Origin of the sequence: Nocardioides jiangxiensis (genome assembly GCF_030580915.1) — a bacterium.
Lineage (GTDB): Bacteria > Actinomycetota > Actinomycetes > Propionibacteriales > Nocardioidaceae > Nocardioides > Nocardioides jiangxiensis.
Genome location: NZ_JAUQTA010000001.1, coordinates 1,006,739 through 1,026,289 on the forward strand (window position 1 = coordinate 1,006,739; position 19,551 = coordinate 1,026,289).

A 19,551-nucleotide genomic window follows, 5' to 3' on the forward strand; every position below is an offset into this window, starting at 1 on the left:
CACCGTCACGCTCAGACTTCCTCGACGCTCGGGTTCTCGCGGCGGGACAGGTCGATGCCCAGCTCCTCCGCAGCCCGGAACACGTCCTCGTCCGCGTCGCGCAGCTCGATCATGGAGCCGTCCTGCGAGAGGACCTCCACGTTGAGGCAGAGCGACTGCATCTCCTTGACGAGAACCTTGAACGACTCCGGGATGCCCGAGTCGGGGATGTTCTCGCCCTTCACGATCGCCTCGTAGACCTTCACGCGGCCCGGGACGTCATCGGACTTGATGGTGAGGAGCTCCTGCAGGGCGTAGGCGGCGCCGTACGCCTCCATCGCCCAGACCTCCATCTCACCGAAGCGCTGGCCACCGAACTGGGCCTTACCGCCGAGCGGCTGCTGGGTGATCATCGAGTACGGACCCGTGCTGCGCGCGTGGATCTTGTCGTCCACGAGGTGGTGCAGCTTGAGGATGTACTTGTAGCCGACCGAGACCGGCTCCGGGAACGGCTCGCCCGAGCGGCCGTCGAAGAGACGGGCCTTGCCGGTGCCGTCGATCAGGCGGACGCCGTCGCGGGTCGGGGTCGTCTGGCCCAGGAGGCCGATGATCTCGTCCTCGCGCGCACCGTCGAAGACCGGCGTGGCGACCTTCGTGCCCGGGGCGGCCTCGTCGGCACCGATCTCGATGAGGCGCTTGGCCCACTCCTCGTCCCGCAGGTCGGCGTCGATGTGCCAGCCCTGCTTGCCGAGCCAGCCGAGGTGGAGCTCGAGGATCTGGCCGATGTTCATACGACGCGGAACACCGAGCGGGTTGAGGATGACGTCGACCGGGGTGCCGTCCTCCATGAACGGCATGTCCTCGACCGGCAGGATCTTCGCGATGACGCCCTTGTTGCCGTGACGGCCGGCGAGCTTGTCACCCACGGAGATCTTGCGCTTCTGCGCCACGTAGACGCGGACCAGCTGGTTGACGCCCGGCGGCAGCTCGTCGCCGTCCTCGCGGTCGAAGACGCGGACGCCGATGACCGTGCCGGACTCGCCGTGCGGGACCTTCATCGAGGTGTCGCGGACCTCGCGCGCCTTCTCACCGAAGATCGCGCGGAGCAGGCGCTCCTCCGGGGTCAGCTCGGTCTCACCCTTCGGGGTGACCTTGCCGACGAGGATGTCACCGGTGGTGACCTCGGCGCCGATGCGGATGATGCCGCGCTCGTCGAGGTCGGCCAGGCCCTCCTCGGAGACATTCGGGATGTCCCGGGTGATCTCCTCGGGGCCGAGCTTGGTGTCACGGGCGTCGACCTCGTGCTCCTCGATGTGGATCGAGGTGAGGACGTCCTCCTGGACGAGGCGCTGCGACAGGATGATCGCGTCCTCGTAGTTGTGACCCTGCCAGGTCATGAACGCGACCAGGAGGTTGGAGCCCAGCGCCATCTCGGCGTTGTCCGTGCAGGGGCCGTCGGCGATCGGCGAGCCGACCTCGAGGCGGTCACCCTCGCTGACCAGCGGGCGCTGGTTGATGCAGGTGCCCTGGTTGGAGCGCTTGAACTTCGCCATGCGGTACGACGAGTACGTGCCGTCGTCGTTCATGACCTCGACGAGGTCGGCGGAGACGTCCTTGACGACACCGGCCTTCGAGGCGACGACCACGTCACCGGCGTCGACGGCGGCGCGGAACTCCATGCCGGTGCCGACGATCGGGCTGTCGCTCTTGATGAGCGGGACGGCCTGACGCTGCATGTTCGCGCCCATGAGGGCACGGTTGGCGTCGTCGTGCTCGAGGAACGGGATCAGCGCGGTGGCGACCGACACCATCTGGCGCGGCGAGACGTCCATGTAGTCGACGTCGGCGCCGGGGACCTCGGAGACCTCGCCCTGGCGCAGGCGCACGAGCACCCGGTCCTCGGCGAAGGCGCCGTTGGCGTCGAGCACGGCGTTGGCCTGCGCGATGACGTAGCGGTCCTCGTCGTCAGCGGTGAGGTAGTCGATCTGGTCGGTGACGACACCGTTCTCGACCTTGCGGTACGGCGTCTCGACGAAGCCGAACGGGTTGATCCGTCCGTACGACGCGAGCGAGCCGATCAGACCGATGTTCGGGCCTTCCGGCGTCTCGATCGGGCACATGCGGCCGTAGTGCGACGGGTGGACGTCTCGGACCTCCATGCCGGCGCGGTCGCGGGAGAGACCACCCGGGCCGAGCGCGGAGAGGCGACGCTTGTGCGTCAGGCCCGCGATCGGGTTGGTCTGGTCCATGAACTGCGAGAGCTGCGAGGTGCCGAAGAACTCCTTCAGCGCCGCGACGACCGGACGGATGTTGATCAGGGACTGCGGCGTGATCGCCTCGACGTCCTGCGTCGTCATCCGCTCACGGACCACGCGCTCCATGCGGGCCAGACCCGTGCGGAGCTGGTTCTGGATGAGCTCGCCGACCGTGCGCATGCGACGGTTGCCGAAGTGGTCGATGTCGTCCGCGAGGACGTCGATCGGCTCGTCGTTGAGGCCCGGCAGCTGGGTCTCGCCGGCGTGCAGCGCCACGACGTACTTGATGGTCGCGACGATGTCGTCGATGGTCAGCGTCTGCTGGTCGAACGCCTCGTGCTGGCCGAGCTTCTTGTTGATCTTGTAGCGACCGACCTTGGCCAGGTCGTAGCGCTTGGGGTTGAAGTAGTAGTTGTTCAGCAGCGTCTGCGCAGCCTCACGCGTCGGCGGCTCGCCCGGACGCAGCTTGCGGTAGATGTCGAGCAGCGCGTCGTCCTCGCCCTGGGTGTTGTCCTTCTCCAGGGTGAGCATCATCGACTCGTACTGGCCGAACTCTTCACGGATCTGCTCGTTGGTCCAGCCGAGGGCCTTGAGCAGCACGGTGACGTTCTGCTTGCGCTTGCGGTCGAGGCGGACGCCGACCATGTCGCGCTTGTCGATCTCGAACTCGAGCCAGGCGCCACGCGACGGGATGACCTTGGCCGTGAAGATGTCCTTGTCGGACGTCTTGTCGGCGGTGCGCTCGAAGTAGACACCCGGCGAGCGGACGAGCTGGGAGACGACGACACGCTCGGTGCCGTTGATCACGAAGGTGCCCTTGTCGGTCATGAGCGGGAACTCGCCCATGAAGACCGTCTGGCCCTTGATCTCGCCGGTCTCGTTGTTGGTGAACTCGGCCGAGACGTAGAGCGGCGCGGAGTAGGTGAAGTCCTTCTCCTTGCACTCCTCGACCGTGTACTTGGGGTCGTAGAAGACCGGGTTCTCGAACGAGAGCGACATCGTCTCGGAGAAGTCCTCGATCGGGGAGATCTCCTCGAAGATCTCGGTCAGACCCGACTTCGTGGAGACGTCCTCGCCAGCGTCGATGCGACGCTGGACGACGTCCTGCCACTTCTCGTTGCCCACCAGCCAGTCGAAACTGTCGGTCTGGAGGGCGAGGAGCTGCGGGACCTCGAGAGGTTCGGTGATCTTCGCGAAGGAGATGCGACGGGGGTTACCAGCGGAGCTGCGCGCGGCCAAGAGGTGTCCTTCTGAGGGAACGCGTGATTTGGCGGCGTCAACCGACCACGAACCAGCCACCGTGCAGGCCGGACGCATATGAGGGCAGACGCAAAGAAGCAGACTACCTGACGCGCACACGCGTCTCAAACCCTCAACCGGGAAAATTCCGGGAAGGTACGACGATGATGAACGCCGAGGGCGCCCGGGTCAAGCAGGAGGGGCGGCCTTGAGCGAGTCGACGAGCCAGCGGCCGCCCTTCTCGCGCATCGTGAGGGTCACGAAGTCCTTGTAGACGACCGGCTCGGACTGGCCCTTCTTCGTCGTCGGACGGTTCACGAAGAGCAGCACGTCGACCGTGTCCGCGGTGGACGCAGCGAGCGCCGACCCGATCACCTGGACGGTCACGACCGACTGCGTGGCCGGAGCGTTCTGCTCGATGAGCGCGAAGAGGCTCTCGAACCTCTTCGCGAACGCCGGGGTCATCTGCGCCGTCGCGGCCTTCTCGTCCTGCGCCATGTGGCGGTAGTCGTAGGAGAGCACCGGGACGGCGGCCTTCTCGGCTGCGGAGACAGCGTCACCGAGCCGCTGCTCGGAGGCCGGCACGCCTCGGTCGGGCAGGGCCCGGCCGATCGGGCCTGCGGCGAAGATCGCCGCCAGCACGGCCGCGACCACCAGTGCGCCGACGAGCGCGAGCAGGCCGGTCGAGACCTCCCGCGGCGCCTGCTGCCCGGCCGCGTCGACCGGCATCGTGGGCACCGGCTGGGCCACCGCGGCGTCCCGCGTCGGCATCGGCGTCGGCGTCGGCTCGGACGGTCCCGAGGACACCTCGCGGTCCTCGGGTGCGCCGCCCTCGGGCGCATCGTCGGCGTCCGCCGCAGCAGCCGCCACCTCGGCGTCGTAGCGGGCGCGCCGCTCGTCGTCGAGGAGGACGGCGCCGGCCTGGTTGAAGACGTTGAGCTTCGGGTCCGTCGGGTCCAGGTCGGCGACGGCGCGCTTCCAGGCCGCCCGGATCTCGTCGGTGGACGCGTCTGCGGCCACCCCCAGCACGGCGTACAGGTCGATGGTGCTCACTGGCCCTCCCCCGTCACCGTCGTGAAGTCGTCGACCAGCCACTGGCCCTTGACCTTGACGAGCGTGATGGACGCGCGCTTGAGGACGGGGGCTGCGGCCGCGGTCTTCGGATAGCTGGCCGTCCGCTCCCACGCGGCGAGGACCGTGGCCCGGTCACCGTCGATGGAGACGACGCCGGTGGCGTCCAGGCGCGAGGTGACCTCGATCCCGGTCTGGGCGACCGCCTTCTCCGCGAGCTCGACCTCCTGGTCGAAGGCCGTGCGGAACTTGGTGGTCAGGATGCTCCCCAGCTCCTTGCGGTACGCCGGCATCGTGCCGTCGGGGCCGAGATCGGACGCTCCGTAGCTGTCGATCTCCCTGGCGAACCGTCCGGCGACGGCGAGGACCGCCGCGCGCTCGGCCGTGGTTCCGTGGCCTCCCCCCGCGGGCTGCTCGGAGCCGCGGGCGTCGAGCGACCGGACCACCAGCACCGCGAGCGCGGCAGCGAGGGCGAGGCAGAGGGCGACGAACAGGATCCGTCGCCCCGGGCGCGCGGCAGGGCCGTGCTCGAGCGTCATCTGGTCACTTCCTGTGCAGCGGGGGCATCACTGGCCGAGCGGCTGCAGGTAGAGCCACTTCCACGAGTCGTCGCCGAGTCCGGCCGGTGCCGGGACGAACGGCGCCTCGGCCGGTGCGTCATCGGTCCAGGTGACCTTACCCGTGGACATGTCATAGGTGGCGACGACCGGCGAGCCGTCGGTCGCCGGCGCGACGCGGTCGCGCGGCGCGTTCTGTGCACCGCGCGGGTCGGACTTGGTGGCCGGCTCGGAGCAGTGGGCGTCCATCACCATCGGACGGTTGCTGCCGTCGAGGGCACCACGGCGGTCGGTGCTCTCATAGCCGTGGTGGCACACCGGCGGCTTCAGGGTGAAGACCAGGCCGAAGTGGGCAGCGTAGCCACCGGCGCCGGGGTCCTTGGCGATGACGGTGAAGCCACCCTCGATCACGTGCGGGTAGGCCACGAGGAGCGTCTGGACGCCGCGGAGGTGGGCCGTGACGACCTCGCCGGTGGTGACCAGGTTGTTGATCAGCTCGGAGAGGTCGACGCCGTAGTGGTGCAGGAACTCCTTCAGCGTCTGCGCCGTGACGATGCCGCGGTCGATGAGCGTGCGGATGTCCTTGTCGCTGCCACGGACGGTCGTCGAGAAGAGCGACAGGTCGCGCGCGAAGCCCCTGATCGCGTCGGCGGAGGCCAGCTGGCCGTCGAGGACCGTGCGTCCGTCACGGATCAGCGCGGTGGTGACGTCGAAGTTGTCCGTCGCGGTCTGCAGGAAGCGGTCCGAGGTGTCGATGAGCTGGCCGAGGTCGTCGCCGGTGTCCTTGAACGCCAGGCCCAGCTCGCTGACGGTCGTCTTCAGCGCGTCCTGGTCGACGCCCCCGACGGTGCGGGTGACGTCGGCGAGCAGCGTGGCGGTGGCGATCGGCGTACGCGTGTCTGCTTCGACGACCTGGCTGCCGTCGTGCAGGAACGGGCGCCCGTCGACGCGCGGCTGCAGGTCGACGTACTGCTCGCCGAGGGCGGAGCGGTTCGCGACCACCGCGAGCGTGTCCGCCGGGATCGTGTCGTGGCCCTTGTCGATGGACATGACGACGTCGACGCCGTCGCGCGTGGCGACGAGCTTCTCGACCTGGCCGACCTGGACGCCCCGGTAGGAGACCTCCGCGCCGGCGTAGATGCCACCGGACTGCGCGAAGTGCCCGGTCACGGTGTACGCGCTGTCGTAGAAGAACCGGTCCAGGCGGGCGTACTTGGCGCCGACGAACGTGCAACCGAGCAGCGTGATGAAGGCGAAGACGATCAGCTGGATCTTCGTGCGTCGCGTGATCATCGGGCCACCCCCGGTACGAGCAGCCGCACCAGGTCAGGGTCGTAGTGCTTCATCAGCTCCCCGTACGTCGTGCTCTCCGTGCCACCGGACCCGGGTGCGGCCCGCTTCAGCAGGCCACCCAGGGTGTTCTGCAGGTCCTGCAGCGGCGTGGTGCTCGTGGTGCCGCCGGCGGTGCCCGACGTCGTGCCGCACAGCAGCGGGAGCGGCGCAGAGGAACACAGCGTGGTCTGGAGCCCACCGTTGATCAGGTTGCAGTTGGCCAGCGACGGACTGGAGTAGCACTTCTGGATGGTGTCGAGCGCTCCCTGGCACAGCTTCGAGAGGTCGATCAGGCCACCGGACTTGCTCGCGTCCGCGAGCTTGATGCACTGCTCACCGGGCGTCAGCGGACCGTTGGTCAGTACACCGGCGCCGATGTCGAGCCGCACCGACAGGTCGACGAAGTCGCCCATCTGCAGGTCGCGCGCGGCCTGCGGGTCACGCGAGACGAGCGAGTCGGTGAACGGGTAGGTGAAGAGGAGCTGCAGGCTGTTGGGCAGCGCGTCACCGGCGTCGGCCAGGTTGCGGAGCACGGGCTCCAGGTCGTGCAGCGACCCGAGGGTCGCCTCCTTGGACGCCTTGATGACGCGCACGCCGACGTCGCTCAGGTCGGCCAGCGCCCTGAGCATCTTGACCAGGTCGTCGCGCTGGCGGTCGAGCGAGTCGAGTGCGCCCGGCAGCTGCTCGAGCGCCGCGTCGATCGCCGGGAGCTGCTTCTGCACGTTCACGGCGAGACGGTTGACCGACTCGATCGCGTGCACGATGTCGCCCTTGTGCTGGTTGAGCCGGCCGATCAGCGCCGAGAGCTGGTCGAGCACCGAGCGGGCGGACCCCTCATGACCTTCCAGCGCCAGGCTCAGCTCGTGGGAGATCGTCTTCAGCTGCGCGACACCGCCGCCGTTGAGGATCAGGCTCAGCGCACCGAGCACCTCCTCGACCTCAGGGTTGCGGCCGGTCCGCGACAGCGGGATCTCGGCGCCGCTGGTCAGCCGCTCGTCGCTGGCACCGGTCGCCGGCGGCGCCAGCGACACGAACTTCTCGCCCAGCAGGCTGGTCTGGCGGATCGAGGCGACGGCGTTGGCCGGGAGGTCGACGTCACGGTTGACCTCGATGGTCACCACCGCGTGGGTGTCCCGGAGGTCGACCTTGGTCACCTTGCCGACGCTCACGTCGGCCACCTTGACCGTCGACTCGGGCACGAGGTCCAGGACGTCGTCGAAGTCGACCTTCAGCGTCATCGGCTTGTCACCGGTGTCGGCGCCACCTGGCAGCGGAAGGCTGTAGATGTCGAAGCGACAGCTCGTGAGGGCGAGCATGCTCGCGGCGAGCAGGACCACGAGGCGCAGGAGGCGGGGCATCGTCATCGGGCCTCCTCCACGAGACCGCCGAGGGTCAGGTCGTAGGGCTGCGGGGACGGGACCCCCCGCAGCGCGCCGGCCCTGAGGAGACCCGGCAGCTGCAGGCCGCCGCCCTTGACCAGGTTGCAGACCGTCTTGCTGTTGGTCAGGGCGCAGAGCACCGCACTCGGGCTGGCGGTCAGCTGGTTGAGCACCTCGCCGAGGTTCGTGCGGGTGTCCAGCGTGCCCGCCTGCGGGTTGTAGGCGTGGCCCAGGTTGACCAGCGCGACGGGAGCGTTGGTGAGGGTCTCGTCGAGTGCCGCGCGCTGGCGCACGAGCACCTTCGCGACCTTGTTGAGGCCCTTGATGTTGCGACCCAGGGCAGCCTGGTTGTCCTTCACGAACGTCGACACCTGCCCCATCGCGACGGCGAGGTTGTGCAGCGAGGACGCCAGGTCGGTGCGCTCGCCGGCCAGCAGGGCCGAGACGTCGGAGAGGGACTGGTTGAACTTGCGCACCGTGCCGTCGTTCTTCGCCAGGGTGTTGACGAACGCCTCGAGCTTCGCCGCCGCCCCGAAGAGCTCCTCGCGGTTGTCGTCGAGCGTGCCGGTCAGCTTCGAGAGGTCGTGGACCGTCTGGTTGAACTTCTCTCCCTGGCCGCTGAAGTTCTTCGCGGTCTGGACGAGGAGGTCGCTCAGCGCGCCGTCCTTGTTGGCACCGTCCGGACCGAGCGCGGTCACCAGGTTGTCGAGGCTCTGGTAGATCTGGTCGAGGTCGAGCGGGATCGAGGTGCGCGACTCGTCGAGGACGGCGTGGTCCTTCAGGGTCGGGCCACCGTCGTACGCCGGGGTGAGCTGGACGAAGCGGTCGCCGACGACCGACGGGGCGATGATCACGGCCTTGGCGTCCGCGGGCACCTTCACGTCGGAGGGGTAGGACATGGTCACGACGACGTCGGTGCCCGAGGGCTCGACCTTGTCGACGGTGCCGACACCGACGCCGAGGACGCGGACGTCGCTGCCCTCGTAGACGGAGACGGTGCGCGGGAAGTGGGCGACCAGCGTCTTGCGGTCGGAGCCGCTGAACATCACCAGCGCCGTGGAGAGCACCAGCAGCGCGATGATGCCGGGGATCAGGAACTTCTTCATCGGCCCTCCCCCGGAGCGACGCGCGGGAGCTGCGGACCCGGCGGCAGGTTCTGGACGTAGTTGTCGAACCAGGGGCCGTTGCCGAGCGTGTTGGCGAAGACCCGGTAGAACGGCGCCATCAGGCGCAGCGACTGGTCGAGGTTCTTCTGGTTCTTGTTGAGCACGTCGAGGACGTTCTCGGTGTGGCTGAGCGCGGGAGCGAGGTCGGCGCGGCTCTCCTTCACGAGTGCGGTGAGCTCCTTGCCAAGGGACGCGGTCGACACCAGCAGGTTGTGCACGGCCTCGCGCCGGGCGACGACGGCACGGAAGAGCACGTCGGCGTCCTTCATCAGCCCGATGATGTCCTGGTCCCTGTCGTCGAGGACGCCGGAGACCTTCTTGAGGTTCTTCAGCAGCGTGTTGAGCTGGTCGTCGCGCTTGGCGACGTTCTGCGAGAGGGCCGAGACGCCGGCAAGCGCCTTCTGGAACTCCTCCGGGGTGTTGCGGGTCAGGTCGGCGATCGTGCGCAGCGACGCGGCGAGCTGGTCGGTGTCGATCTTGTCGCTGGTGTTGGCCAGGCCCTCGAACGCATCCACCACGTCGTACGGCGAGCTGGTGCGGTCGACCGGGATCGTCGTGCCCTCCTTCATCTGCCCCGAGCCTGCGGGCAGGAGGGCGAGGTACATCTGCCCGAGGATCGTCTTGACCTTGATGGCGGCGGCCGTGTCGGGGCCGAAGTCGGCGCCGGAGGAGACCTTGAAGGAGACCTTGACCTTGTTGCCGTCGAGTTCGACGGAGCCGACCTTGCCGACACGCACACCGGCGATGCGGACCTCGTCGTCGGGCTTGAGGCCACCGGCTTCGGAGAAGCTGGCGTAGTAGGTGTCGCCGCCACCGATGATCGGCAGGTCGTCGGCGCGGAAGGCCGCCACCATCGCGGTGGCGATCACGGCGAGGCTGACCGCACCGATCGTGACGGGGTTGCGCTCACGGAACGGGATCATCAGAGGTCACACCTCTTCGCGGCCGTGGTGTAGTCGATCGGCAGCTGCGAACCACCCGGAAGGCTCACCCGTGCGCGGAACTCGCACAGGTAGAAGTTGAAGAAGGAGCCGTAGGTGGCCGTGCGGCCGATCTTGGTCAGCTTGATCGGGAGGACCTGCAGGGCCCGGTCGATCTCGCCCTTGTTGCTGTCGAGGTTGGTGCTCAGTCGGCGCAGCTGCTTGAGGTCAGCGACCAGGTCCGGGCGGAGGCCCTGGACCAGCGAGGCGGTCTGCACCGACAGCTCGGAGATCTTGTCGAGCGGGCCGAGGATGGCGTCGCGGTCCTTGTTCAGGCCGCCCACCAGGGTCCGGAAGCTCTTCAGCAGGCTGCTCAGCTGCTCGTCGCGGTCACCCACGTGGGCGAGCACGGTGTTGAGGTTGTCGACGAGCTGGCCGATGATCTCGTCGCGGTCGGCCAGCGTGGACGTCAGCGACGCGGTGTCACCGAGCAGACCCTCGAGCGTGCCGCCCTCGCCCTGGAAGACCTGGACGATCTCGTAGGACAGCTTGTTGATGTCGCGCGGGGAGAGCGCGGCGAAGAGCGGCTTGAAGCCGTTGAAGAGGACGGTCAGGTCCAGGGCCGGCGTCGTGCGGTCGAGCGGGACCGTCGTGCCGGCCTTCAGCGGCGCGGTCGCGCCGTCCTCCTGCGTCATCGAGATGTAGCGCTGGCCGACGAGGTTGCGGAACTTGACCGTGAGGTGGGTGCCGTCGGTGACCGGCACGTCGTTGCTGACGGTGAAGTCGACCTCGGCGTGCGTGCGGTCGACGATCCTGACGTCCTTGACGCTGCCGATCTTGACGCCGGCCATGCGGACGTCGTCACCCTTGTTGACGCCGGTCGCGTCGGAGAAGACGGCCTTGTAGTCCTCGGTGGGCTGGAACGACAGGTTGCCGATCGTCACCGCGAGCAGGCCGGTCGCCAGCGCTGTGATCACCATGAAGATGCTGAGGCGGACCAGGTCCTGGGCCGTGCGCTTGTCGAGTCCCTTGCGGCTCACTGGACGCTCACCTCCGAGCCACGCGCCATCGGCGCGAGCAGGAAGACCGCGAGGTCGGGGACGTCGGCGGCATCCGTGCCGACGACGGGGCTGAGCAGCGAGCGGAGCAGCGCAGCCTCGGCCGAGGTGCCGCTGTAGGCGTCGCCGTCGGTGGCGGGCGCCACGCGCATGGTGCCCTTTCCGGTCGGGGTGTCGACGCCGTCGTCGAAGTTCGGCGGCGCCGGCATCATGTGGGACTGGTCCGTCGTGTCACGCGGGAGCGGCCCGCAGTACGGGCTCCCGACGAGGCCGTTGACCGGCTTGTCCGCCGGGGTCCAGCCGCGGGGCTGGTGCGGGATCAGCTCGGCGTTGATGTGCAGCATGTGTCCCCGGAACATGTCCTGGATCTGGGAGTTCTGCAGCTCCATGCCCTTGAGGAAGCACGGGTACTGCGGGGCGTACTTGGCGAGCAGGCGGAGCTGGACCTGGCTGAGCTGGCCGAGGCGGATGATGTTCTTCTCGTTGGCGGCCAGGAAGCTGCGGGCGGTGTCGGAGAACGCCGAGACCTCCCCGAAGAGCTTCTGCAGCTTGGCCTCGCGGGTCTTCAGGGTGTTGCCGGTGTAGACCGTGTTGCGCAGGATCGTGGCGATCTGCGGCATCACGTCGGCGTACAGGTCGGAGACCTGCGCGGTCTTGCGGATGTCGGTGATGAAGTCGTCGACCTCGGGGTTGAAACGCTTGAGGTAGTTGTCCAGGTTGGTCAGGCCCTGGCCGAGCTTCGGGCCGCGGCCCTCCAGGGCCGTCGCCAGCGCGTTGAGCGTGTAGTTCAGCTGCTCGGGCTGGACCGCGCGCAGGAGCGGGAGCAGGTCGGAGAGGACTTCCTCGACCTCGGTCGCCACCTTCGTGCGGGCGATCACGTCGTGCGGCTTCAGCGGGCTCGAGGTGTCGCCGGCCGCAGCATCGAGCGAGACGTACTTCTCGCCGAAGAGCGTCTTGGGGAGGATCGAACCGGTGACGTCGGACGGGATCGTCTTCATCTGGTCCGGCTCGATGCCGAGCGTGAGCTCCGCTCCCCCGTCGACGGGCTTGAAGTCGAGCACCTGGCCCACGATGACGCCGCGGTACTTCACGTCCGCGCGCTGGGGCATCTGGAGACCGATCGACGACGACTTCAGCGTCACCTCGTCGAACGACGTGAACTTCTGGCTGAAGACCGCGTAGGTGAACCACAGCGAGGCGGCGATGAGCGCCAGGAAGACGATGCCGATGACGCGGTGGCTGCGCAGGATGGACATCGCTCACCCCGCCAGTCGCACGGTCGTCGATGCGCCCCAGATGGCCATCGAGAGGAGCAGGTCGAGCACGTTGATCGCCACGATGGAGGTCCGGACCGCCTTGCCGACCGCGACGCCGACGCCCGCCGGACCGCCGGAGGCGGTGTAGCCGTGATAGCAGTGGATCAGGATCACCACGACGGCGAAGACGAGGACCTTGCCGAAGGACCACAGGACGTCCCCGGGCGGCAGGAACGCGTGGAAGTAGTGGTCGTAGACGCCGCCGCTCTGGCCGTAGGCCTTCGTGACGACCAGCCGCGTCGCGAAGTACGACGACAGCAGGCCGACGACGTACAGCGGGACGATCGCGGCGAGGCCGGCCAGGATCCGCGTCGTCACCAGGAACGGCAGCGACGGGATGGCCATCACCTCGAGGGCGTCGACCTCCTCCGAGATCCGCATGGCGCCGAGCTGGGCGGTGAAGCCGCAGCCGACGGTCGCGGCGAGGGCGATGCCCGCCACGAGCGGCGCGATCTCGCGGGTGTTGAAGTATGCCGAGACGAAGCCGGTCAGCGCACCGGTGCCGAGCTGGTTGAGGGCCGCATAGCCCTGGAGACCGACCTCGGTGCCGGTGAAGAAGCACATCGACACGATGACGCCGACGGTGCCGCCGATGACGGCGAGGGCGCCGGTGCCGAGGGTCACCTCGGCCAGGAGGCGCATGATCTCGCGCGACCAGCGCTTGATCGCCACCGGCGACCACGCGAGGGCGCGCAGGTAGAAGGCCAGCTCGCCACCGAGGTGGTCGAGGAAGCCGAGGAGGCGCTGCGGGAGCGCGAGCAGGGCACCCATCACGTCAGCCTGTCTTCGGTGGAACGAGCTGGATGTACAGCGCGCTGAGGACGAAGTTGACCAGGAACAGCAGCATGAAGGTCACGACGACGGACATGTTCACCGCGTCACCGACGCCCTTCGGGCCACCGCCGGCGTTCATGCCCATGTAGGACGCGACGATGGCTGCGATCAGGCCGAACACGAGGGCCTTGACCATGCCCTGGTAGAGGTCGGGCAGCTGAGCCAGGGCCGTGAAGCTCGACAGGTACGCACCCGGGGTGCCGTGCTGGAGGATCACGTTGAAGACGTAGCCGCCCATCACGCCGACGACGCTGACCAGACCGTTGAGGAAGACCGCGACCAGCATGCAGGCGAGCACGCGGGGCACGACGAGACGCTGGATCGGGTCGATGCCGAGCACCATCATCGCGTCGAGCTCCTCGCGGATCTTGCGCGCGCCCAGGTCGGCCGCGATCGCCGATCCGCCGGCACCCGCGATCAGCAGCGAGGTCGCGATCGGGCCGGCCTCACGGACGACCGCGAGGACCGACGCCGATCCGGTGAACGACTGGGCGCCGAACTGGGCGATCAGGCCACCGACCTGGAGCGCGATGACGGCGCCGAAGGGGATGGCCACCAGTGCCGTCGGCACGATGGTCACCGACGCGATGAACCACGCCTGCTGGAAGAACTCCCGAGTCTGGAACGGTCGACGGAACAGCCCCCGTGCAACATCAAGCGCGAACGCGAAGAGTTTGCCTGCCGTGCCGATCGGCGCGAGAGCCCTGGAAGCGGTGAGTGCTGCCATGGGCTGCTCCGACTCAGAGCTTCGCGATATCCGACTCGCCCTTCGCCGACGCGTTCGCGGCGAGGATCGAGTCGGCACGGAAGGAACCCGGAGGCGGGGTCACGCCGTTGAGGCGGCACCACTCGCCCGGCGGACGCTGCGTCTTGCGCGGGATGCCGTTGGACGGCTCGAGCTGCAGCGGGATCGGCGGCAGCGGCGGAAGGTCCATGTCCTTCTCGGCCGCGAGCTGGTCGGCGTCCTTCTCCTCGGACATGCCGATCGGGCCGACGGTCTGCGCGTTGAGGAACTGGCGCACGACCGGCTCGTCCGAGGACAGCAGCATCTCGCGGGGACCGAACATGGCCAGGTGCTTGTGGTACAGCAGGCCGATCGAGTCCGGCACGACGCGGACCGAGTGGATGTCGTGCGTGACGATCATGAACGTCGCCTCGATCTGCGCGTTCAGGTCGACGAAGAGCTGGTTGATGAACGAGGTGCGCACGGGGTCGAGGCCGGAGTCCGGCTCGTCGATGAGCAGGATCTCGGGGTCGAGGACGAGGGCACGCGCCAGGCCGGCACGCTTGCGCATACCGCCGGAGATCTCGCCGGGGAGCTTGTACTCCGCCCCGATCAGACCGACCAGGTCCATCTTCTCGAGGACGATCTTCTTGATCTCGGACTCGGACTTGCGGGTGTGCTCACGCAGCGGGAAGGCGACGTTGTCGAAGAGGTTCATCGAGCCGAACATCGCGCCGTCCTGGAAGAGGACGCCGAAGAGCTTGCGAACCTCGTAGAGGTCCTTCTCCGAGCAGTTGGCGATGTCGGTGCCCTCGATGATGACGGAGCCACGGTCGGGCTTGATCAGGCCGATGAGGGTCTTGAGCATGACCGACTTGCCGGTGCCGGACGGGCCGAGCATCACGCAGATCTCGCCAGCGGGCATCGTCAGCGTCACGTCGTTCCAGATCAGCTGCTTGCCGAACGACTTGGTCAGATGCTCGATCTTGATCTCAACACCCATGAGGGTCCCTCTTCCTTACGTGCGTCTCGGGGCCGACCGGAGCCGACTGCCTCACGGTGCACTCAACGTGACCGACACCGCAAAGTTACGGCCTTTCGTGGCACACGTCACCCGATGCCCAGTATTTGTACTGACGAGTAATCCACGCGTCCGGTTTTGTACCGGCGACACGAGCGGTGGCCTCCGGACAGGGCCGAAAATGCAGGCCGGGCGGCCACCCCGCAGGGTGACCGCCCGGTCGCGAACGACTCAGAGAGTCAGGGTCACTTGAGGGTGACGGAGGCGCCGGCGCCCTCGAGGGCCTCCTTGGCCTTCTCGGCAACGTCCTTGGCGACGTTCTCGAGGATCACCTTCGGGGCGGCCTCGACGAGCTCCTTGGCCTCCTTCAGGCCGAGGTTCGTGAGGGCGCGCACCTCCTTGATGACGTTGATCTTCTTGTCGCCGGCGGCGGTGAGCTCGACGTCGAACTCGTCCTTCTCCGCGGCGGCGTCGCCACCGGCAGCGCCACCGGCGGCCGGGGCAGCAGCAACGGCAACCGGAGCAGCGGCGGTGACGCCGAAGGTCTCCTCGAACTCCTTCACGAACTCGGAGAGCTCGATGAGGGTCAGCTCCTTGAACGCGTCAAGCAGCTCGGCGGTGGTGAGCTTCGCCATGATGGCGGTCCTTTCGTAGCTGGCCGTCTCCGGGACGGAGCAGGCCAAGGTTTCAGGTGGTGTGGTGCGTCAGCCTGGAATCAGGCGTCGGCGGACTCGGCCTCGGTCGCCTCGGCGGGGGCAGCCTCGTCGGCAGCCTCCTCCGCAGCGGCCTCGACGGCCGGGGTCTCCTCGGCGGCAGCCGGGGCACCGGCACCACCTGCGAGGATCGAGGGGTCGTTCGCGGCCTTGGCCTCGAGAGCGGCAGCGAGCTGCGCGGTCTTCGACGGCAGGGCGTTGAACGCGTAGAGCGCCTGGGCCATGGTGGCGGTGAGAGCACCGGCAACCTTGGCGAGCAGCACCTCACGCGACTCGAGGTCAGCCAGCTTGGCGACATCGGCAGCGTCGAGGAGGTTGCCGTCCAGGAAACCACCCTTGATGACAAGGGCGGGGTTCGCCTTGGCAAAGTCACGCAGACCCTTGGCCGTCTCGACGACGTCGCCCTTGATGAAGGCGATGGCGGTCGGACCGGTCAGCAGGTCGTCCAGACCCTCGATGCCCGCCTCCTTGGCGGCGATCAGGGCCAGCGTGTTCTTGACCACGGCGTAGTCAGCGTTCTCGCCGAGGGAGCGTCGCAGCTGCTTCAGCTCCGCAACGGAGAGACCGCGGTACTCGGTCAGGACGGCGCCGTTCGAGGCGTTGAACGTGTCAACGACCTCGGCAACAGCGGCTGCCTTGTCTGCCCGTGCCATGGGTCTCCTTCCGATTGGTGAGGCCACCGCGGAGGATCATGCAAAAAACGCCCCGGCGCAGGCGCTCAGGGCGTTGATGGACGAGATGTCCGGCTCTGAACCTGCGCAGGTCGTCCGCTTCGCGGATCCTTCGGTCACCCTGCTGGGCAGGGAGACGACCGGCGGTCTCGGGTTTCAGTGGGAGAGACTACGCGCCGCTCCCCCGCGTCACCAAATCGAGGGACGCGGGGGCCGGGCGTGGTCAGCGGTCGGCGCCGGGCGCCGCCGTCTTCGTGGCCTTCGGCCGCGCGACGACGGCGGCGACACGGGTCTCGCCGGCCGGCGGGACGTCGATCTCGACCTTGTCGCCGTAGCCGCTGAAGGTCCGGATCTCCTCCGAGGTGACGGCACCGATGTCGGTCGGGATGGTCAGCTTGACGATCTGGTCCTTGTCGTTGACCCAGACGTCGTACACCTGGTGGTCACCCGGGTTGCCGACGACCGGGTTGCTCGTGACCTCCTTGACCTTCTCGATCGAGACGGTCACGCGGTAGTGCACGGCCTCGGCCACACCGACGTTCTCGACGCCGACGACCTGGAACCCGGCGGGGTCCTCGAAGATGGCCAGCTGGCGGCGCGGGTCGGCCTCGTTGTCGAGGGCGTCGACCAGCACCTTGGACTTGGCGCGGTCGAGCTTGAGCCACGGCTTCTTCGCGTCGTCCTTGGGGTTGTAGTAGTACCAGTCGCCGTCGACGTACCGGAACTCGCCCGCACCGTCGGTCGATCCCTGCGGGGCGAAGGCCAGGTTGACGTGGGTGCCGTCCCAGGTGACCTTGCCGTTGACGACGCCGTTGGGCTTGCCGTTGAGGGTCTGCGCCTCGAGGTAGGTCCAGGAGCCGGCCTTCTCGCGGGCGTTGATGAGGGCGGTGGCGAACTGGTCGCGGCGCAGCTCGTGGAGGCTCCCCGCGGCCTCGTCGGTCTCGTCGTCACCCTTGTTGAGCAGGAGCAGGGCACCCACGAGGACCGCGAGCACCGCGATGGCGCTGAGGACGATCAGGAGGTTGCGGCGGGTGCGGCTGGCGGGGCTCACGGCGTTGGACATGGGCGGTAGTCAAACACGACGAAGGCCCCACCCGCCGTGCGGGTGGGGCCTTCGCGGCTAATTCTCAGGAACCCTGAGAACTCAGGCCTTCGATCAGGCCTCGTCCTCGACCGCGACGTTCTTGGTGCGGTTCGGGTCGACCTGGACGCCGGGGCCCATGGTCGTGGAGACGGTGACCTTCTTGATGTAGCGACCCTTCGAGGAGGCCGGCTTGAGACGCAGGATCTCCTCCAGGGCGGCGGCGTAGTTCTCGGCGAGCTGCTGCTCGGAGAAGGAGGCCTTGCCGATGATGAAGTGGAGGTTCGCGTGACGGTCCACGCGGAACTCGATCTTGCCGCCCTTGATGTCGGCGACAGCCTTGGCGACATCGGGGGTCACGGTGCCGGTCTTCGGGTTCGGCATGAGGCCACGCGGACCGAGGACGCGGGCCACGCGGCCCACCTTGCCCATGAGGTCCGGCGTCGCGACAGCGGCGTCGAAGTCGGTCCAGCCGCCGGCGACCTTCTCGATGAGCTCGTCGCCACCGACGAAGTCGGCGCCGGCCTCGCGGGCGGCGTCAGCCTTCTCGGCGTTCGCGAAGACGAGGACGCGGACCGTCTTGCCCGTGCCGTGCGGCAGGGAGACGGTGCCACGGACCATCTGGTCCGCCTTGCGGGGGTCGACGCCGAGCGACATCGACACGTCGACGGTCTCGTCGAACTTCTTCTTGGAGGCACCCTTGGCGATCTTGATCGCGGCGAGCGGGGCGAAGATCTCGTTCTTGTCGAACGACTCCGCCGCGGCGCGGTAGGTCTTGCTGCGCTGCATGATTCTTCCTTCGGTTGTTAAGAGGAGATGTGGTCAGCGGGCCAGCGCGGCCCTCCCACGGGGTTTCAGTCGGTGGTGACGCCCATCGAGCGGGCAGTGCCCTCGACGATCTTCATCGCGGCCTCGATGTCGTTGGCGTTGAGGTCAGGAAGCTTGGTCTGCGCGATCTCGCGGACCTGGTCCTTGGTCAGCTTGGCGACCTTGTCCTTGTGCGGGACGGAGGAGCCCTTGGCGATGCCGGCAGCCTTCTTGATGAGCTCCGCCGCCGGCGGGGTCTTCGTGATGAAGGTGAACGAGCGGTCCTCGTAGATGGTGATCTCGACGGGGATCACGTTGCCGCGCATGGCCTCGGTCTGGGCGTTGTACGCCTTGCAGAAGTCCATGATGTTGACGCCGTGCGGACCGAGGGCGGTACCGACCGGCGGGGCCGGCGTCGCGGCGCCAGCCTGGAGCTGCACCTTGACGAGTGCGGCGATCTTCTTCTTGGGAGGCATTTCAATCTCTTTCTGTCTCGTGGTCGTTAGCGAGGCGCCTCACGCCTCTGCCACCTGCGTTGCGCCTGCCCCGTCGTACGACGGGGCGGGCAGGCAACCGTCTCCGGAAGGTCAGACCTTCTGGATCTGGTTGAAGCTGAGCTCGACCGGGGTCTCCCGGCCGAAGATCTCGACGAGCGCCTTGACGCGCTGCGACTCCGCGTTGATCTCGGTGATCGTCGCGTGGAGCGTGGCGAACGGGCCGTCGACGACCATGACCGAGTCGGTCACGTCGAAGTCGGCGACCTCGACCGGCTTGCGTGCTGCCGGGGTGGCACCCGCGGGGGCCGGCGTGCCGGCGGCAGCAGCCTCGGCCTCGGCGGCAGCCACGACGGCCGGCGCCAGCATGTCCTCGACCTCGGACATCGAGAGCGGCACCGGCTGGTGCGAGTGGCCGACGAAGCCGGTCACGGACGGGGTGTGGCGGACCGCGGCCCACGACTCGTCGGTGAGGTCCATGCGGACCAGGACGTAGCCAGGGAGGACGGTGCGCTTGACCAGCTTGCGCTGGCCGTTCTTGATCTCCGCGACCTCCTCGATGGGGACCACGATCTCGTGGATGTAGTCCTCCATGTTGAGGGAGATGATGCGGTTCTCGAGGTTCGCCTTCACCCGGTTCTCCATGCCGGAGTAGGTGTGGATGACGTACCAGTCGCCGGGCTTGGCCCACAGGTCGCGACGGAACTGCTCGAGCGGGTCCGACTCCTCGGCAGCGGCCTCGTCCTCGTCGGCGGCGTCCGCCTCGGGGGCGTCGCCCTCCTCGCCGAGGTCACCCTCGACGTCGACCTGCTCGGCCTGCTCGCCGTCGACAGACTCCGGCGCCTCGACGATCTCGTCGCCTGCTGCCTCGTCGTACTGGTCCGACACGTGCTGCTCCGTCATCTTTCGTGTTCCTGGATCCGGGGCGGGAGGA

General features: G+C 68.0%; 18 protein-coding genes. All 18 read right to left on the reverse strand.

The features are described 5' to 3' along the window. Positions 1-11 precede the first annotated feature (11 nt). A complete protein-coding gene (gene rpoB / locus Q5722_RS05005; protein WP_305027111.1) occupies positions 12-3,473 on the reverse strand; it encodes a DNA-directed RNA polymerase subunit beta in 3,462 nt (1,153 codons plus the stop codon). A gap of 189 nt (positions 3,474-3,662) precedes the next feature. Then, positions 3,663-4,526, reverse strand: a complete 864-nt coding sequence (locus Q5722_RS05010) for a J domain-containing protein (RefSeq protein WP_305027112.1) — start codon at positions 4,524-4,526, stop codon at positions 3,663-3,665. Next, positions 4,523-5,083, reverse strand: a complete 561-nt coding sequence (locus Q5722_RS05015) for a hypothetical protein (protein ID WP_305027113.1) — start codon at positions 5,081-5,083, stop codon at positions 4,523-4,525. Before Q5722_RS05015 ends, Q5722_RS05010 begins: the two co-directional genes overlap by 4 nt. Positions 5,084-5,110: 27 nt before the next feature. Continuing rightward, a complete protein-coding gene (locus tag Q5722_RS05020) occupies positions 5,111-6,394 on the reverse strand; it encodes an MCE family protein (RefSeq protein WP_305027114.1) in 1,284 nt (427 codons plus the stop codon). Beyond that, entirely contained in the window at positions 6,391-7,797 is a 1,407-nt protein-coding gene (locus Q5722_RS05025; protein WP_305027115.1) for an MCE family protein, read from the reverse strand. The genes Q5722_RS05020 and Q5722_RS05025 overlap by 4 nt, the downstream gene beginning before the upstream one ends. Beyond that, complete coding sequence (locus tag Q5722_RS05030; protein WP_305027116.1) at positions 7,794-8,918, reverse strand: MCE family protein; 1,125 nt, start codon at positions 8,916-8,918, stop codon at positions 7,794-7,796. The genes Q5722_RS05025 and Q5722_RS05030 overlap by 4 nt, the downstream gene beginning before the upstream one ends. Further along, a complete protein-coding gene (locus tag Q5722_RS05035; protein ID WP_305027117.1) occupies positions 8,915-9,901 on the reverse strand; it encodes an MCE family protein in 987 nt (328 codons plus the stop codon). The genes Q5722_RS05030 and Q5722_RS05035 overlap by 4 nt, the downstream gene beginning before the upstream one ends. After that, a complete protein-coding gene (locus Q5722_RS05040; protein WP_305027118.1) occupies positions 9,901-10,938 on the reverse strand; it encodes an MCE family protein in 1,038 nt (345 codons plus the stop codon). Before Q5722_RS05040 ends, Q5722_RS05035 begins: the two co-directional genes overlap by 1 nt. Further along, the gene (locus Q5722_RS05045; RefSeq protein WP_305027119.1) at positions 10,935-12,212 is read right to left on the reverse strand and encodes an MCE family protein; all 1,278 of its coding nucleotides are present in this window, start codon (positions 12,210-12,212) and stop codon (positions 10,935-10,937) included. Before Q5722_RS05045 ends, Q5722_RS05040 begins: the two co-directional genes overlap by 4 nt. A gap of 3 nt (positions 12,213-12,215) precedes the next feature. Beyond that, complete coding sequence (locus tag Q5722_RS05050; protein WP_305027120.1) at positions 12,216-13,043, reverse strand: MlaE family ABC transporter permease; 828 nt, start codon at positions 13,041-13,043, stop codon at positions 12,216-12,218. A 4-nt stretch (positions 13,044-13,047) separates the two neighbouring features. Further along, entirely contained in the window at positions 13,048-13,833 is a 786-nt protein-coding gene (locus Q5722_RS05055; RefSeq protein WP_305027121.1) for an MlaE family ABC transporter permease, read from the reverse strand. A 13-nt stretch (positions 13,834-13,846) separates the two neighbouring features. After that, positions 13,847-14,833, reverse strand: coding sequence for an ABC transporter ATP-binding protein (locus Q5722_RS05060; protein WP_305027122.1), 987 nt, complete (start codon positions 14,831-14,833; stop codon positions 13,847-13,849). A gap of 263 nt (positions 14,834-15,096) precedes the next feature. Continuing rightward, on the reverse strand, positions 15,097-15,486 hold the full coding sequence (rplL, locus tag Q5722_RS05065) for a 50S ribosomal protein L7/L12 (RefSeq protein ID WP_305027123.1): 390 nt from the start codon (positions 15,484-15,486) through the stop codon (positions 15,097-15,099). A gap of 80 nt (positions 15,487-15,566) precedes the next feature. Then, positions 15,567-16,217 (reverse strand): 50S ribosomal protein L10, encoded by a 651-nt coding sequence (gene rplJ / locus Q5722_RS05070; protein WP_305027124.1) that lies wholly within the window; start codon positions 16,215-16,217, stop codon positions 15,567-15,569. 241 nt (positions 16,218-16,458) lie between these two features. Then, a complete protein-coding gene (locus Q5722_RS05075; protein ID WP_305027125.1) occupies positions 16,459-17,298 on the reverse strand; it encodes an SCO4651 family lipoprotein in 840 nt (279 codons plus the stop codon). 93 nt (positions 17,299-17,391) lie between these two features. Then, complete coding sequence (gene rplA, locus Q5722_RS05080; protein ID WP_305027126.1) at positions 17,392-18,105, reverse strand: 50S ribosomal protein L1; 714 nt, start codon at positions 18,103-18,105, stop codon at positions 17,392-17,394. Between the two features lie 65 nt (positions 18,106-18,170). After that, positions 18,171-18,599 (reverse strand): 50S ribosomal protein L11, encoded by a 429-nt coding sequence (rplK, locus tag Q5722_RS05085; RefSeq protein WP_305027127.1) that lies wholly within the window; start codon positions 18,597-18,599, stop codon positions 18,171-18,173. A 111-nt stretch (positions 18,600-18,710) separates the two neighbouring features. Next, positions 18,711-19,520, reverse strand: coding sequence for a transcription termination/antitermination protein NusG (gene nusG / locus Q5722_RS05090; RefSeq protein ID WP_305027128.1), 810 nt, complete (start codon positions 19,518-19,520; stop codon positions 18,711-18,713). Positions 19,521-19,551 lie beyond the last annotated feature (31 nt).

Excerpts from the sequence above, each read along its gene's own strand:
- Q5722_RS05030 (WP_305027116.1), bottom strand. The coding sequence starts at position 8,918 with ATGAAGAAGTTCCTGATCCCCGGCATCATCGCGCTGCTGGTGCTCTCC.
- rplL (WP_305027123.1), bottom strand. The coding sequence starts at position 15,486 with ATGGCGAAGCTCACCACCGCCGAGCTGCTTGACGCGTTCAAGGAGCTG.
- rplK (WP_305027127.1), bottom strand. The coding sequence starts at position 18,599 with ATGCCTCCCAAGAAGAAGATCGCCGCACTCGTCAAGGTGCAGCTCCAG.
- rplJ (WP_305027124.1), bottom strand. The coding sequence starts at position 16,217 with ATGGCACGGGCAGACAAGGCAGCCGCTGTTGCCGAGGTCGTTGACACG.
- Q5722_RS05015 (WP_305027113.1), bottom strand. The coding sequence starts at position 5,083 with ATGACGCTCGAGCACGGCCCTGCCGCGCGCCCGGGGCGACGGATCCTG.
- Q5722_RS05020 (WP_305027114.1), bottom strand. The coding sequence starts at position 6,394 with ATGATCACGCGACGCACGAAGATCCAGCTGATCGTCTTCGCCTTCATC.
- Q5722_RS05035 (WP_305027117.1), bottom strand. The coding sequence starts at position 9,901 with ATGATCCCGTTCCGTGAGCGCAACCCCGTCACGATCGGTGCGGTCAGC.
- Q5722_RS05045 (WP_305027119.1), bottom strand. The coding sequence starts at position 12,212 with ATGTCCATCCTGCGCAGCCACCGCGTCATCGGCATCGTCTTCCTGGCG.
- rplA (WP_305027126.1), bottom strand. The coding sequence starts at position 18,105 with ATGCAGCGCAGCAAGACCTACCGCGCCGCGGCGGAGTCGTTCGACAAG.
- Q5722_RS05055 (WP_305027121.1), bottom strand. The coding sequence starts at position 13,833 with ATGGCAGCACTCACCGCTTCCAGGGCTCTCGCGCCGATCGGCACGGCA.
- Q5722_RS05075 (WP_305027125.1), bottom strand. The coding sequence starts at position 17,298 with ATGTCCAACGCCGTGAGCCCCGCCAGCCGCACCCGCCGCAACCTCCTG.
- Q5722_RS05050 (WP_305027120.1), bottom strand. The coding sequence starts at position 13,043 with ATGGGTGCCCTGCTCGCGCTCCCGCAGCGCCTCCTCGGCTTCCTCGAC.
- Q5722_RS05025 (WP_305027115.1), bottom strand. The coding sequence starts at position 7,797 with ATGACGATGCCCCGCCTCCTGCGCCTCGTGGTCCTGCTCGCCGCGAGC.
- Q5722_RS05060 (WP_305027122.1), bottom strand. The coding sequence starts at position 14,833 with ATGGGTGTTGAGATCAAGATCGAGCATCTGACCAAGTCGTTCGGCAAG.
- nusG (WP_305027128.1), bottom strand. The coding sequence starts at position 19,520 with ATGACGGAGCAGCACGTGTCGGACCAGTACGACGAGGCAGCAGGCGAC.